Source organism: Pelomonas sp. Root405 (assembly GCF_001425165.1).
Lineage (GTDB): Bacteria > Pseudomonadota > Gammaproteobacteria > Burkholderiales > Burkholderiaceae_C > Pelomonas.
This window is the reverse complement of the sequence record NZ_LMDU01000005.1, coordinates 16,791-31,595: the sequence shown is the minus strand read 5'-3', so window position 1 is coordinate 31,595 and position 14,805 is coordinate 16,791. Positions and strand designations below refer to the sequence as shown.

Sequence of the window (14,805 nt, the reverse complement as noted above, 5' to 3'; positions counted from 1 at the left end):
TTAACTTCCGTCCACTGGAGTGAGCCCCGCCATGAAACCCATCGCCCGCACCCTGATCGTTCTTGGCCTGGTTGCCGCCCACGGCCTTGCAAGCGCCGGCCCGCGCCATTACGGGCACTCGCACCACCGCCATCATCATCACCACCATCGTGGCGCGGGCCTCGGCGGGCTGGTGCTGGGCCTGGCGGTGGCGGTGCCGTTGATCGCGCTGGCCAACCAGGCAGAACGAGACCGGCAGCCGGAGGTGGTCTATGTGCCGCCGCCCGCGCCACTGCCGCCCCAGCCGGTTTATGCACCGCCGCAGGCGGTCTATGCGCCGGCCCGACCGGCTCCCGTCATCTACCCGCGCAACGGCCAGGGTCCCGATCAGCTGGAAGCCGACAGCCGCGAGTGCAACCGCTGGGCCACCACGCAGCAGGCCGCCATGTCCGATGCCGGCGTGTTCCAGCGCGCCGTCGAAGCCTGCATGGACGGGCGCGGCTACACGCTCCGCTGAGCTGTACACCGGGCGGCGGACAATCCGCCCTCGATGCCGCGCCGACACCCCCGCGACCACTATCACGTCTACGTCGTGCTGCTGGCCGAGCGCGTCTGGAACGAGCCGGCCTTCCGCGCCGCCAACCCCGACCACGACATCGTCAAGCCCTGCCTCTATGTCGGCATGACCGGCCTGGACCCGGACCTGCGCTTTGACCGCCACATGGCCGGCGTGCAGGCCAACCGCTTCGTGCTGAAGTACGGCGTGCGGCTGATGCCGGAGCTGTACGAGTTCTACAACCCCATGCCCTATGACGCGGCGCGCGACATGGAGGTGGAACTTGCCATCGGCCTGCGCGAAGCGGGCTATGCGGTGTGGCAAGCCTAGCGTCCGTCCTCCCATCCTCCGGCTGAGCGCTCAGCCGAGAACCGAAATACAAGATACAACCGGCTGCAATCGGCACCGGTGATTGATAGAGACTTGGCTGATGACATTGCTGATCAACGACACACAACCCAAGCTGACCTCGGAGCAGACCCTGACCGGCTGGCGCCGGGAGTTCTGCGTCGAACTGCTGGGCGACGGCCAGGCACGAATCTTCCTCCGGGCCCTCGAAACCGCGTCGCTCAAGGCCACCGAGTTGCGCCAGGGCATCCTGTTCCACCGCGTGGGCGCCAGCTTCACGGACCTGGAAGGCTGCGTGGAGGCCGCCCGCGACGCACTGGAGCGACTGGCGCGCACCGCGGTGCGGCAGCAGCCGACGCAGGACAACCTCTTCGCCGCAGTCACCTACGACCGCATGGCCTGGGATGCGGTGGTGGAAGTCGTGGAGCGCTGGCAGCGCCGCCGGCATGCTGTCTCGGCGTGAAGCGCTGGTGCATCCCTCAGCTCGGTTGAGCTGCTAGGCTGGCCGGCCCAACCCGATCAGCCATCCCATGCCCAACAAGCGCAGCGCAAACGCCGTCCGTCTGGAGTTTTCGACCGGCTCCCTCGTCCAGTCCAACCTGTCGGGCGCAGCCTTCACCGGTGACTGGCTCTGGGTCGCCGGCGACGAGGCCTGCGGCATCGACCGCCTGCGCCGGCTTGAAGCCCAGGGGACTGAGCGCCTGCGGTTCGGCGAGGTGCGCGATTTCGCATTGGCCGACCTGCTCGACCTGCCGGGCAAGGCCGATGAAGAGGCCGACCTTGAAGGCATGGCCGTGGCCGATGGCTTCCTCTGGGTCGTCGGATCGCACGGCCTGAAGCGCAAGAACGCCAAAGCCGACAAAGACGATGCGGCCAATGCCAAGCGCCTGGCCAAGGTCGCGCTGGACGGCAACCGCCGGCTGCTGGCCTGCCTGCCCATCGAGGTCGACGACAAGGGCGAGCCCTGCCTCGTGCGGCAGTCGCGAGACGGCAGGCGCGCACTGCGACTCAAGGGGGACGCCGAGTCCAACCTGCTGACCCGCGCGCTGGCCGATGACCCCCACTTCGGACCCTACCTGGCGATCCCTGGCAAGGACAACGGCTTCGATATCGAAGGGCTGGCGGTGCATGGCCGGCGGCTTCTGCTGGGGCTGCGCGGGCCGGTGCTGCGAGGCTGGGCGGCGCTGCTGGAAGTCGAGATCGAAGCCCATGACGGTCACCTCGCCCTGGCACCGCTCGACGACGACGGCACGCTGATCCGAAAGCATTTCCTTCAACTGGACGGCCTGGGGGTGCGCGACCTGCATTTCTCCGGCGACGATCTCTTCATCCTGGCCGGCCCGACCATGGTGCTCGACGGCGAGATCCGGCTCTACAAATGGGCTGACGCAAAGACCTTGCTGGCCGGGATCACCGAACCGATCCGCTTTGAGCCGGCACTGACCAGCTCGGTCACCTTGCCGCACGGGCGCGGCAGCAACCGGGCCGAAGCGGTGTGCGACCTGCCGCCTGAACTGGCCGCAGGCAAGCCGAGCTGGCTGGTGCTGTACGACGCGCCGGGGCCGGACCGCAAGGACGGCGAGCACGCCGTCTTCGGCGACTTGCTGCAGCACGGCTGAGGGCATTCGGGCCCAGAGCCGGGCCGCCCGGGCCGGCCCGGTGCCCGATGCCCACCCATCCCAGCATTCCGCAGCTCATCCGTTCATGACGGCGATTTGTCGCGCGGCGCTCGCGACAAGGGAAGCGGTTGCAGACACTGCAATCACTGACACAGCCAACCCCCCGGAACCCACCATGAACACCGCCGCCAAGACCTTCGCCGTTGCCATCGCCGCCGTCACCGCTGCTGCTGCCATCGGCATCGGCCTGGCTGACCGAACGGCAGCTCCCGCGACCGAAGTCGTGAAGCTGGAGCGTGTGGTGGTGGTCGGCAAGCGCGCGGACGCGCCGGTCGTTGCCAAGCTGCCGCGGGTCGTCGTCGAGGCGCGCCGCGCCCGGCCCGTCGAGGCGACGCTGGCCTCGGCCCAGGCGTCGGTCTGGCTGGTCTGAATTCCCGCCGTCGTCAGTCACCCACCCGCCGCTGGCGGGTTTTCTTTTGCCTGAACAGACCCTAGGGGGTTGCGGCTCGCCACCACCAAGACCATCCTCGGCCGCCCGTGAGGACAAGCCGCTGCAGACGCAGTCTGGTTAATGGAGGTGCCCATGGCCCGCACTGCCGGCATTGCGCTGGTCGACCTGTTCGACATCACCGACACCATCAACTCGGTGCTGCCGCAGTCGGTCAGCGACTTCATCGAACGCTTTGTCGTCGTCGGCCACCAGGCCTCGTCGTCGGACGGCGCGGTCTTCCACACCGGCTCGCTGCAGGCCATCGCCACGGCCATTGACGAAATCCCGACCGAGTTCAACATCGGCATCGGCCGGCTCAGCCTGCCGCTGATCAACACCGGCATCCCCTTCCAGCTGGCCTTCCAGCGCAGCGCCGTAGCGAGCGGGAGCAACCTCGAAGGCAGCGCCGACGTCTGGCGGCTGGATCTGTCGCTGGAGGTCTTCAACCTCATCGTCGACTTCCTGCAGCCCGCCATCTACGTGCCCGAGACTGGCACGACGCCGCGGCACCTGGTGCGCGACCCCAGCCGCAGCGAGGTGCGCATCACCGGCTCGGCCGTGCTGCGCATCGAGCAGCCGGCCGGCGGCGCGCCGCTGGCGGTCAAGTTCATCGACCAGCCCGACCCGCTCGACCCGGCCGCCGTCAGCGGCGCCGTGGCGACGCTGAGCTGCAGCCCGCCGCACTTCTTCATCGGCGGCAGCGAGTTCGGCCTGTCGGTCGGCCGGCTGACCTTCGACTTCTCCGACAGCTTCAGCCCGCCCGAGATCATCGAGCGCAACCAGGGCCCGGCCTGGACCGGCGTGGCCATCCGGGAGGCCACCCTCTACGCACCGCGCAACCTGCCGGGCATCGGCGACCTGTCCGGCGGCGTCAAGAACCTGCTGATCGGCTCGCCCTTCGGCCTGCAGGGCGAGATCGAAGTGCAGTTCGGCCGCACCGCCCTCAACCCGTCTGCCTTCAACTTCGTGCAGGTCACCGACAGCGGCGACCAACCGTTGGCCATTTCCGGCAGCGGCGCCTCACGCATCGTTCAGATCGAAGGCTCCGAAGACCAGCAGGTGACGGTGCACGCCGGCTTCGTCACCACCGCGCCGCCCGACCCCAGCGTGCCGACCGGCGGCCTGGTGGAGTGGGACGCCGAATGGCGCTGGGCCGGCGGCGCGGCGCAGACGGGCGACGCCTCCAGCGCCAGCGTACGCCACGGCCAGTCGCTGAAGGTCACGCCCATCGAGACGGTGCGCGTCGGTACCGACGAGAACGACTTCCGCCACCCCGAGATCACCTTCCGCTTTGTCGCGGGCGGCGACGCGCCCGTCATCGGCGCCACGGTGGGCACGCAGAACTTCGTCAACGTGACCCATGTCGGCGGCACGCGCGAGGCACTGGGCACGGTCACGCTGACGGCGACGTCGGGCGGCGGCAGCGGCTCGCGCTTCGAGTGGGAGATCGTCAACGTGCCGCAGCGCAGCAGCAGCGCCAGCTTCCCCATCGACCCGACGCTGCTGGTCGGCATCCAGACCGTCATCCTGCGCGAGACCGTCACGCTGGCGGGCGGCCAGGAGCAGGTGCGTCTGGCGCGCACGCGGCTGCACACGCTGGGCAGCGGCGAGCTGCTGGTCGGCTGCGAGGCGGGTGTGTACAACGCGGCGGACCCGACCACCGCGCTGGCGCTGACGGCCGTCGAAGGCACCTTCGACCTGAGCGACTTCCATGCCGAGGGCGGGCTGTTCCCGACGCTGGAGCAGGCCGAGATCGACAGCGCCGACCCCAGCCTGATCGACGTGCCCACCGATGGCCTGGCGATGGTGACCATCACGCCGGCCGCGGCACCGCCACCACCGCCGCCAGCCACCGACCGCCATGTGCAGGTGCTGATGGACTACGACCTGGCGGTCGAGCTGAGCTGGGGGCCGCTAGCGCCGGAAGGCGCAACGGTGTCGTTCTCGCAGACCGCCCTGCTGGCCTGGGCGGCGCGCTACCCGGGCGCCAAGTTCATCGTCGTCGGCCGCTGCGACGACATCGGCACCGACAGCTACAACGCCAGCCTGGCCACGCGCCGCGCCGACCGCGGGCGTGCGCTGCTGTCCACGCTGCTGACTGGCCAGAGCGGCACGCCGGTACCCGCGGCCAGCATCTTCTCGCGCGGCGAACAGAGTCAATTCACGGGCGCGAGCGCGGCTGGTGACACCGAGGAAGAGAACGCTGTGCCGCCGATGCGCGCGGTCGAGCTGTCCGAAGCCGCCGAAGGCACGCCGGCCAACGGCCGCCTCATCCACGCCGACATCCCCGCCTCGACGGGCTGGGAAGACAAGCGCATCGATGCCCACGAGCCGCAGCGCGACGACTTCCGCCGCATCGACATCTACGCCATCGGCGGCACCGCCGGCGCGGGCAGCGAGCGGCCCGACGACAACGCCACCGTCGGCCCCACACTGCGCCGCTCCCTCGTGCCCGCCGCCGGCCGCGACCCCGCCGCCGTCCCGCCGGGCTCGCCGGCGATGGACTACCGCGTCAAGCTGCGCATCGTCTGGGACAGCCCGACGGTCAGCCAGCTGTCCGATGCGATCCCGACGCTGGCCGAGGCCGAGTTCGCCTGGACGCCGCAGCAGGCGCCGCTGCCCGCCATGCCCGGCAGCGGCGACGCCGTCGAGCTCAGCCGCGAGGTGCTGACCGTCTTCGTCAACTGGACGCACGACCCGCGCACCGGCTACACCAAGGCCGCCTTGGGCATCAAGAGCGAGGGCGATCCCGACGGGCTGATCTCCACCACCACCAAGCCGCTGATCGCCGCGCTGGCCTTCGGTCCCGCGCTGTTGTCGGGCGTGAACGCCGACACCGACCTGATCGGCAGCGGTGCGCGCATTGCCGCGCTGATCGCAGCGGTGGGCTTCTCCGAGGTCGACCTTGGCGGCGGCCCGCTGGTGGGCGACGGCTCCAAGGCCGCCATCACCTCGGCGGCCTTCGAAACTGAGATGCGCTCCATCGCCGACCCAGGCGCGGCCATGCAGGTGCGCGTGGTGACCGACTACGTCTGCACCTTGCACATCAACGGCGGCGTGCTCGGCATCAAGACCGCGGCCGACAAGCCGATGAAGATCCGCTACAAGCGCGTCGGCCTGCAGTACGACACCGCCAAGACGGGCTGGGAGCGCTTTGGCCTGGTCTACGACACCACGTCGATGGAGATCGAGGACCCCGGCCGATGGCAGATCGACGGTGTGCTGGGCAGCCTGCTGCGCATCGTCGAGGTCGCGATGGGCCGCGGCTCGGTGTGGATCGAGGGCCGCATCGCCATCGCGCTGCAGATCGGCATCATCGAGATCAGCGAGGCCATCATCCGCCTCACCTTCCGCGACGGCCAACCGCTGCCCGACTTCGAGCTGCGCGGCTTCGTGCTGAAGGCCGACATCCCGCAGGTGCTCAAGGGCGAGGGCCGCCTGCGCATCGAAGACGGTGGGCTGATCCGCGCCGGCGTGGCCGCCGAGCTGATCCCGCTGGGCCTGGGTGTCGAGGCCGCACTGGCCATGGGCATGCCGCCCGAGATCGCGCCGTCCATCTTCCTGTCGCTCTATCTGGGCGTGCAGTTCTCAACGCCCCTGCCGTTGGCCCAGTCGGGCATGGCGATCTACGGCTTCAAGGGCCTGTTCGTCATGAACGGCCAGCGCAAGCTGCCGGCCAACCCCGACCCGGTCGGCCGTGAGCTGGACTGGTGGCGCACGCCGCCGGAGCAGAAGTACGAGCCGCACAAGGACCAGTTCGCGCTCGGCGTGGGCGTCGTCGTCGGCACGCTGCCGGACGTGAGCTTCTGCGTCAGCTGCGCGGGCATGGTGGTGGTGGCCTTCCCCGACGTCGAGGTCATCCTCGGCGTGGACGTCAACATCGTCGAGGTGCCCGACACCGAGGTCAGCGACGAGGGCGGCGCCAGCGGCACCATCACCGGCCTCATCGTCATCGACGACGAGGCGGTCAAGCTGGCCGTGTCGGCGCAGTACACGATCCCGAGCGTGCTGGAGGTGAAGGTGCCGTTCTCCGGCTTCTTCCCCTACCTCGGCACGGGCAAGAAGGTCTATGTGCGCATCGGCTCCGACGGCCAGGTGGCGCATGGCCGCTTCGGCGAGCCGGTCACGCTCAAGCTGCTGCCCGGCACCATCGACGTGCAGGCCTGGACCTACCTCATGATCGAGGAAGGCGGCCTGCCCGCGCTGGGCGGCGACGTGCGCTTCACCTTCGACGGCTTCGCAGTCGGCTTCGGCGCGGGCTTCGAGATCAAGTGGAGCGCCGGGCCGATCAAGCTGGAGGCCTCGGCCAAGGTGCTGATCGGTTTCGGCACCGCGCCGCTGCTGCTCAAGGGCGGCATCTTCGTGCGCGGCGAGCTCGACCTCGTCGTCCTTTCCATCTCCGCCCGCGGCGAGCTGATCCTGGAGGCGCGCCAGATCGGCAACGACATCGCCATCCGCATCGACGGCGAGTTCTGCGGCGAGGTGGACTTGTTCTTCTTCTCGATCTCGGGCTGCGTCGGCGTCAGCTTCGACTTCGGCCCCGACATGACGCCGCCGGTGCCGCCCAGCCCCGTCAAGGGCATCAGCCTGACCGACCGGCGCGACCACATCATGGGCGTGGGCGCCACGGGCGCGCCGCTGGCCGCACCGGTCGTCGTCGTGCCGGCCGACCCGTCCGACCCGGCGCAGGTGGCCGCCGCTGCTGCCGCCTCGGCCGGTGTGGCCGGCAACAATACTGTCTGGCCCGACACCGCGCCCGTCATCCACTTCTCGCACTACGTCGAGAACGCGATGCCGGCAGCAGCCCAGTTCAAGCCCGGGCCGACGCCGACCCAGCCCAAGTGGACCGGCTCCAGCCAGCTGAAGTACGCCTACCGCCTGGACAGCGTGCTGCTGAAGAAGCGCAGCGACGGCACGGTCGTGGCCGGCACGAAGCCGCTGCAGTCGGTGTGGGCCAGCACGCCCTACCGCCAGCCCGATGCCTCGGGCGGCGCCAACCCGCTGCCGAGCGAGCACGAGGGCCCCAACCTCAAGCTGCTCGACTGGAACCCCTGGTCCTGGGTCGTCAACATGAGCAACGGCGGCGCCGGCCAGCCGGGCGCGCCGGGCGACACCGTCGGCACGATCTGCGACCCCAAGCCCCTGCCAGCACGCGCCTGCGTGCTGGGCCGCGACGCCAGGCGGGCCGGGCTGAACAAGGTGCGACTGCGCCAGCAGACGCCGGCGCCCGGGCCCTATCCGAGCCGCTTCTTCGTCACCGGCGAGCCGGTCATCCGCGCCGGCACCGCCGTCATCCGCGGCCAGTCGCTGATGACACTGCTCGGGCTGTCCGGCGGCACGCTGGTGCCGGGCGAGGTTGTCGCCCTGCCCTTCGCCGCGCTGGAAGACGGCGAGTCGCTGACGCGCGGCTACCGCCTGCCCGCACTGCGCCGCGCCGTCGCCGGCGGATCGCTGGCCGAGCTGCCGCTGCCGTGGGAGGGCCTGTTCGACCAGCCCGTCACGCAGCCCAGCGTCACGTTGATGATCTGCGATGCGCCGGGCCACGGCCGCCCGGGTGGTGGCGACGACAACCCCGGTGGCGGCGATGGCGACGGCCGCGTCTGCGACGGCTTCCGCGGCGTCAAGACTCGCAACGACGTCGCCGAGGTCGTGCGCCAGGGCTTCCGCATCCTGCCGCTGCAAGCCAAGGACACGCTGGACCTGGTCGACCAGCTCGACACGGCCATCGACCCGCTGGTACCCGGCCGCGACGGCAGCGCCGAAGTCCGCCTGCCGGAGCGCGGCGTGGCCATCCGTTTCGCCACCGCCGTGCGCGGCGTCGAGCTGCACCTGGTGCTGTTCGGTGGCCCCGTCAGGGCGCGTGCGCTCGACGCCACCGGCCGCGAGATTGCCAGCGACACCATCAGCCCGCCGGCCCGGCGCGCGCCGCAGGTGCTGCGCCTGCGCGCCGACGGCATCGCCGTGGTCGAGCTGGTCGGTGGCAGCAACGAGGCGCTGCTGTTCAAGGTCTGCGTGGAGGGTGGCAAGGACGGCGGCAAGACCTGCGAGTCCTTCGACGGCCTCAAGCCCGCCGACAAGGCCTTCGACCGCATCGCCCACCGCGGCTTCGTGTTCGTGCCGCTGAAGAAGGGCGAGCCGCTGCGCCTGACCGATGCGGTCGACCAGCGCACGCTGCCGCCACGGCGTGGCAACGACGGCGACGCCGAGATCTTCTTCCCCGCCGGCGGCATGCGCGTGACGCTGCCGCATGCCTGTGCGGCCATCGAGCTGCACCTGATGGTGTTCACGCGCGACGGCATCAAGGCCGAGGGACTCGACGGCAACGGCCAGGCCGTCGCCGGCGACGGTGGCAGCGCGCCCCAGGGCGAGCCGCTGGTGCTGACACTGCGCGCCAAGCCGGGCGAGGCCATCGCGGCCATCAACATCCACGGCGGCGGCGGCGAGGCCCTGCTCTACCGCATCTGCTGCCTCGGCGGCGACGGTGCGCACCGCTGCGTGGACTTCGACGAACTCGACCGGCCGGCGCGCGCCGTCGCACGGGTGGTGCATGCGGGCATCGCGTTCGAGGCGGCTTCGGGCAAGCCCGAGCTGGCGCTGGTCGACCTGGTCGACGAAGCCGCCTCGCCCGACCGCGCCGGCCGCGACCAGCGCCGCGAACTGCGCTTCCCCGGCCACGGCCTGCGCATCGAGTTGCCGGCGGCTTGCAGCCGCGTCGAGCTGGACCTGATGCTGTTCGGCACCGGCCCACTGAAGGGCCATGCACTGGACGCCACCGGCGCCCGAGTCTGGCGCGGTGAGACCGGCCCCGAGGCCAGGCGTCCGCAGCGGCTGGATATCCGCGGCCGCGGCATCCGCGTCATCGAGCTGTTCGGCGCGACGGAGATGGCGGCGCTCTACCAGCTCTGCCATGAGATTGACAAGAACGCGCCTGACGAACCGCCGCCGGACGACGACGACTGCGGCAAGACCACGCGACTTGCGCTGTCGGCCCCGTATGCCGAGCGCGCCCAGGCCATGATCGCCAGTGGCAACGCCATCGCCGCAGTGCAACCGACCGCAGTCGTCACCGGCATCGTCGGCACCAGGCCGCGCGACGCCTGGGCCGGCGAGGTCATCGAGCAGCGCCGGGGCCGCGACGGCCGCGGCTGCGTGCTGATGCGCTTCACGCCGCGCGCCGGCGTCACCGGACCCTGGAATGGCTTGCGCATCCAGGTGCCGGCCGGCAAGACGGTCACGCTGGTGTCAGTCTGCGGCGTCGACCAGCGCGCCGCCGACGCCCACGCCAGCGACAGTGCCGTGCAGGCCAGCCTGCTGAACATCCTGGCCACGGTGATGTCATTGCCCGTCGAGGAAAGGCGCGAGATCGTGTTGGCCCCGGCCACCGAATACCAGCTGGAGATCGGCTGGAGCTGGCAGGTCTGGCAGCCCGAGGACCCGAACGAGACGCCGCCCGACCCTGACCCGACCGCCTGGGTGGCCGGCACCACCGACGTGCTTCGCTTTGCCGCCGCGCCTGATGCGGGGGTCACGCCGGTGCAGCAGGACGGGATCAACGAGCATGTCTTCGATGCGCGCGACGTCGGTCGCTACCTGATCGGCGTGGAGCCGGCGAACGGCCGCGCGACGCAGTTCACCGGCGACCCGATCTGGGTGCATTTCGAGACCGGCCACGTCAAACAGTTGTTGGAGCAATACGGCCGCACGCTGGCCATCGAGATCCGCCGCACCGACCCCAAGCCGCAGTCCACGCCGGCCGCGCTCAACGCGGTGCTGGAGCCGCTGGTGGTCACGCTGGCCTGGCTGGCCCTGCCCGATACGCTGCAGCCGGTCGGCTACCAGCTCATCCACGCCGCGATGGCAGAGGCGCCCTGCCTGCCCGGCCCCGGGCCGATGGGCGGCGCCAGCGTGGCGGTGACGGCGCCGCTGGAGCCCGAGGCCGACTACGACCTCAACGTCGTCGCCAACAAGGGCACCGACCGCGCCGTCGTGCTGGCCACGCGCTTCCGCACCTCCCGCTATGCCTCGCCAGCGGCGATGCTGGATGCGCTCGGTTATGGCGCCACGGCCACCGGCCTGTTCCTGCCCGACGACCTGATCGTGCCGGACGGCGCAGTGCTGCCCGCCGGCGGCTTCGTCGAGGGCGATGCGGCGCTGGATGCAGCGCTGGCGGCCATCGACGCCGAGACGCTGGCCCTGCCCGAGCGCGAACCCAAGAGCTACGTGCTGTGGCGCTTTGACGCGGCCACGACCAGCTGGCGCATCGAGGGCCTGCTCGTCGACAGCATGGAACCGATGAAGCGCGAGCTGACGCAGATCGTCAGCGGCGTGGCGCAAGCGGGCGTGCGCATCGAGCCCACGTCCGCGGCAGTCGGCGCGCAGACGCTGACGCTCTACCGCGCCAACAGCCGCTGGACGCGCGTGTGGCTGAAACCGGCCGTGCCGTTTACCGTACCGGCCACGCCCGAGCCCACGCTGCGGCTGAGCTTCACGACGCCGCAAGGCACGGTCAGCGGGACGCGGCGGCTACGCAGCGTGCCATCGCTGCTTGAACGGGAGGGCCTGTGATGCCGCTGCACCTCGTCTCGCCGACGCTCTTCAACGCGCACGCGCTGCCGGCCGACCCGGCCGACACGCACCTGCAGCCCGGCATCCACCTGCGTGTCGACGCCCATCCGCAGCTTGGCCTGCCGGTGGCGCCCTACATCGTCTGGCGCGCCGTGCTGCGCGACGGCCGCCAGGTCAAGCTGCGCGACGACGTCGTCTTCGTCGACAGCCGCGGCCGCGTGCTGACCGCCCCCTTCACGCTGACGCCCGACAACCCGGTGACGGCGCACATCGCGCTGGCGCCGGGGCAGACCTGCGTGTGGGCGCGCGCCAACGCCGACCCCGGCGGCCGGCAGCCGGGCCCGCCGGTCATCGGGCCCGGGCCGCGCCTGGTGGCCACGCGCCTGGACGGCTCGCGGCGGGCGGCTGCTCCTTCCTCAGCGGATGCAGCGGCGGCCACCAGCGGCATGACCGCTACCGCCTTTGTCACGACGCTGCAGGGCCCCGCGCCCGTGGCCACACGCATCGCGCCGCCCTATGCCTTCGGCGCACCGGGCATCGTGCAGATCCAGCTGCAGGGTCGCGGCACGGTGGTCGGCGTCGTGTGGTTCGAGCAGCGCGACGTCGGCCGGCTCGACTGGCAGCCCTTCACGCTGCTGAACCTGCCGCATGCCGGCGGGCCACGCTATCTGCCGATTGCCAACCCCATCCTGCGCGCCGAGGCGCGCGTTCTGCAGCAGGCGCCGCAGCGCCGCCCACTGCAGGAGACGCTGGGCATGGTGGCGCCGGCCTCCGCGCCGGTGGAAACGCCGCTGTGGGAGGCGCGCCGAGTGAACTCGCTGGCGCTGCCACTGCAGCCCGACCTCGACCGCCTGATCACCGACCTGTCGGTGTCGCCGCTGGAGATGACGACCTCCACGCCAGTCAGCGACGAGCGCGGGCGGCCGCTGGGCAACTTCACGCAGCGCTGCCTGGACCGCGTGCTGCAGTCCCGCTTCGACCCCGGCTGCGCCGCGCTGTTCGGCCACAAGGCGCTGGACAACGAGTTCAAGGAACCGGCGCCGCTGCTGGTCTTCTACTGGGTGGCCGGCTTCTTCCAGGACTTCCCGCCGGCCAAGGACCCGACGCAGCGCGACCCCTTCTTCGACGCGCTGCTGGCGCAGATCGGCGGGGATGTGCGCTTCCCGACCAGTAGCGCCTGGGTCGGCGCCTGGATCAAGCTGGCCTCGGGGCTGGACGTGCCGCTCGACAAGAAGCTGCTGCAGACGCTGCAGGAGATGGGCAACGTCGTCGGCCTGGGCGCGTTGGCGGTGGCCGACCGCAGCGCCAGCCCGGCGCCCATGCAGCCGCCGCTCATCACCGCCCACAACCACATGGGCTGGGTGCCCGCGCCGGTGCCGCAGGCGCGCCGTGAGGTCGAGCTGCAACTGGCCGGCGTCGGCGTGGCCGCGCTGCTGGCGGCCGAGAAGCAGACGCCCGACGGCGGCGCACAGCGCGACAGCCTGCACAAGCGCAATGGCGACGGCTTCCACCTGCCGCTGGTGCTGGGCCGCAATGCCGCCGACGAGGAAGCGCTGCCGCCGCCCGCACCGGGCACCGGCCAGCTGGCCGACCGCCAGGCCAGCGCCGACGCGATCCGTTACGGCGTCGCGCAGCAGGACGGCTTCGGGCGTTGGTCCGGCTGGGCCGAGGTCGTCAACCCGCCCGGGCCGCGCCCCAGGCCGCCGCGGCCGGTGTTTCGTGCCATGTATGCGCAGCCTGCTAACGCGGCCCTCAGCGGTGGCGAGGTGCGCGTCATCGTCGAGGTGCCGCCCTTGGCCAGCCTGGCGCCGGCCAGCTTCGCGACGCAGCAGTTCGAGCTGGTCGTGACCGACCAGACCACGAGCGGCGTGTCCACGCAGACCCGCCTCATCGCCACGCCGCTGGCGCCGCCAGCGACGCTGGACTTCACGTTCAACGGCCCGCTGCTGGCCGCCACCGAGACGCGCAAGCTGCGCCTGGTGGCCCGCTGGCGCGACACCGCCAGCCAGTTCTCCGAGCCCAGCGAGCCGGCCGTCATCACGATGCACGACCCGCGCCCGCCGGTGCAGATCCCCGTGCCCGACGTGCTGATGTACTCGGGCCGGCCCGACGTGACCGGGCTGTCGAGCGTCGAGTTCAATTGGACGCCCGCTGCGGGCCAGGCCAACGCGGCCATCTGGTACAGCGACGAAAACCGCATCGTGCGCCACCTGAGCACGGCGGCTGCCGGCTCGCCGGAGGCCGCACTGGCCGCAGCATTGGCCGGCACCACCGACCCCGCCGCCCGCGCGACGCTGATCCGCAACCAGCCCGCGCTGGCGGCCGACCATCTGTTCGAGCGCCTGCAGGGTGTCGTGTTCGACGGCGCCGCCGGGCAGAAGACCTTCCGCCATGCGGTCAGCGGCAGCCTGCGCGTGCTCAACGTCTACCGCATCGCGGCGGAGAGCGCCTCGGGCGCGCGCACGCCGCTGACCTCGCTGCCGCTGCTGATCTTCGCCGTGCCCAATGCCGACCCGCCGCCGCGCCCGGTGCTGGCCGTCAAGCCGGCCGCCATGGCCGACAACGACGCGACCTATGCGGTCGAGGTGCGCATCACGTTGACCGTCGGCATGACCGAGGCCGTGCAATGGCGGCTGCGGCGCTCGCTGGTCGGCGCGCAGGACCTGCAGCGCATGCCCGTCGTCGCGCTCGGCCCCATGGCCGCGCCGGACGACAAGGGCCGACAGACGGGCATTTATGTCGACGCCGGCCCGGTGCAGATCTCGGCCGCCGCCACGCTCAAGCCCTGGCTGCGTTACTACTGGGTGGCCGAGGCCCAGGGCGCGCCGGCCCCGGGTTCGGTGGCCGCCGGCCGGCCGGTGCCGGGTGCATGGGGTTCGCCGTCCGACCCGGTCAGCGTCATGCTCGTGCCGCCGCAGCCACCGGCCCCCGTCGCGGCGCTGGCGGCCAGCGGCAGTGCGGGGGCGGGCGGCGGTTTCGTTGGCGTGCGGTTGACGTTCACGCACCCTCACGGGCTGGCCGGTGGGGCGCTGGGGCCGTACAAGCTGCGCGTCATGCGGCGCGACCCTGGGGCACCGCTGCGCGTCTTCGGCGAGGTCAGCGCCGAAGGCGACGGGCCCTACAGCATCGACGGCATGGACCCGGCCAATGCCGCCGGCGAGGCGCCGGCCGGCAGCGTCTATCGCCTTGTTGTCATCGATCCCATCGGTCGCGAAAGCACGGCCGCTGAAACCACACTGGTTTGAATC

7 protein-coding genes are annotated in these 14,805 nt (G+C 71.2%); all 7 read left to right on the top strand.

From position 1 onward, the window contains the following. Positions 1 to 31 precede the first annotated feature (31 nt). Positions 32 to 496: a hypothetical protein gene (locus tag ASC81_RS08590; protein ID WP_056265299.1), complete on the top strand. Its 465-nt coding sequence runs from the start codon at positions 32 to 34 to the stop codon at positions 494 to 496. 33 nt (positions 497 to 529) lie between these two features. Next, positions 530 to 865 (top strand): hypothetical protein, encoded by a 336-nt coding sequence (locus ASC81_RS08585; RefSeq protein ID WP_056265296.1) that lies wholly within the window; start codon positions 530 to 532, stop codon positions 863 to 865. A 100-nt stretch (positions 866 to 965) separates the two neighbouring features. Next, positions 966 to 1,346: a hypothetical protein gene (locus ASC81_RS08580; RefSeq protein WP_056265293.1), complete on the top strand. Its 381-nt coding sequence runs from the start codon at positions 966 to 968 to the stop codon at positions 1,344 to 1,346. A 67-nt stretch (positions 1,347 to 1,413) separates the two neighbouring features. Then, on the top strand, positions 1,414 to 2,502 hold the full coding sequence (locus tag ASC81_RS08575; protein ID WP_056265292.1) for a DUF3616 domain-containing protein: 1,089 nt from the start codon (positions 1,414 to 1,416) through the stop codon (positions 2,500 to 2,502). A gap of 175 nt (positions 2,503 to 2,677) precedes the next feature. Next, a complete protein-coding gene (locus tag ASC81_RS08570; protein ID WP_056265289.1) occupies positions 2,678 to 2,932 on the top strand; it encodes a hypothetical protein in 255 nt (84 codons plus the stop codon). Positions 2,933 to 3,085: 153 nt separating this feature from the next. Beyond that, positions 3,086 to 11,557 carry a hypothetical protein gene (locus ASC81_RS08565; RefSeq protein WP_156391916.1) on the top strand — a complete coding sequence of 2,824 codons (8,472 nt, stop codon included), beginning with the start codon at positions 3,086 to 3,088 and terminating at the stop codon, positions 11,555 to 11,557. Further along, the gene (locus ASC81_RS08560; protein ID WP_056265284.1) at positions 11,557 to 14,802 is read left to right on the top strand and encodes a hypothetical protein; all 3,246 of its coding nucleotides are present in this window, start codon (positions 11,557 to 11,559) and stop codon (positions 14,800 to 14,802) included. Before ASC81_RS08565 ends, ASC81_RS08560 begins: the two co-directional genes overlap by 1 nt. Positions 14,803 to 14,805: the final 3 nt, after the last annotated feature.

What these genes read in the sequence shown, in the direction of transcription:
- ASC81_RS08590 (WP_056265299.1), top strand. Translation starts at nt 32, where the DNA reads ATGAAACCCATCGCCCGCACCCTGATCGTTCTTGGCCTGGTTGCCGCC.
- ASC81_RS08585 (WP_056265296.1), top strand. Translation starts at nt 530, where the DNA reads ATGCCGCGCCGACACCCCCGCGACCACTATCACGTCTACGTCGTGCTG.
- ASC81_RS08580 (WP_056265293.1), top strand. Translation starts at nt 966, where the DNA reads ATGACATTGCTGATCAACGACACACAACCCAAGCTGACCTCGGAGCAG.
- ASC81_RS08575 (WP_056265292.1), top strand. Translation starts at nt 1,414, where the DNA reads ATGCCCAACAAGCGCAGCGCAAACGCCGTCCGTCTGGAGTTTTCGACC.
- ASC81_RS08570 (WP_056265289.1), top strand. Translation starts at nt 2,678, where the DNA reads ATGAACACCGCCGCCAAGACCTTCGCCGTTGCCATCGCCGCCGTCACC.
- ASC81_RS08565 (WP_156391916.1), top strand. Translation starts at nt 3,086, where the DNA reads ATGGCCCGCACTGCCGGCATTGCGCTGGTCGACCTGTTCGACATCACC.
- ASC81_RS08560 (WP_056265284.1), top strand. Translation starts at nt 11,557, where the DNA reads ATGCCGCTGCACCTCGTCTCGCCGACGCTCTTCAACGCGCACGCGCTG.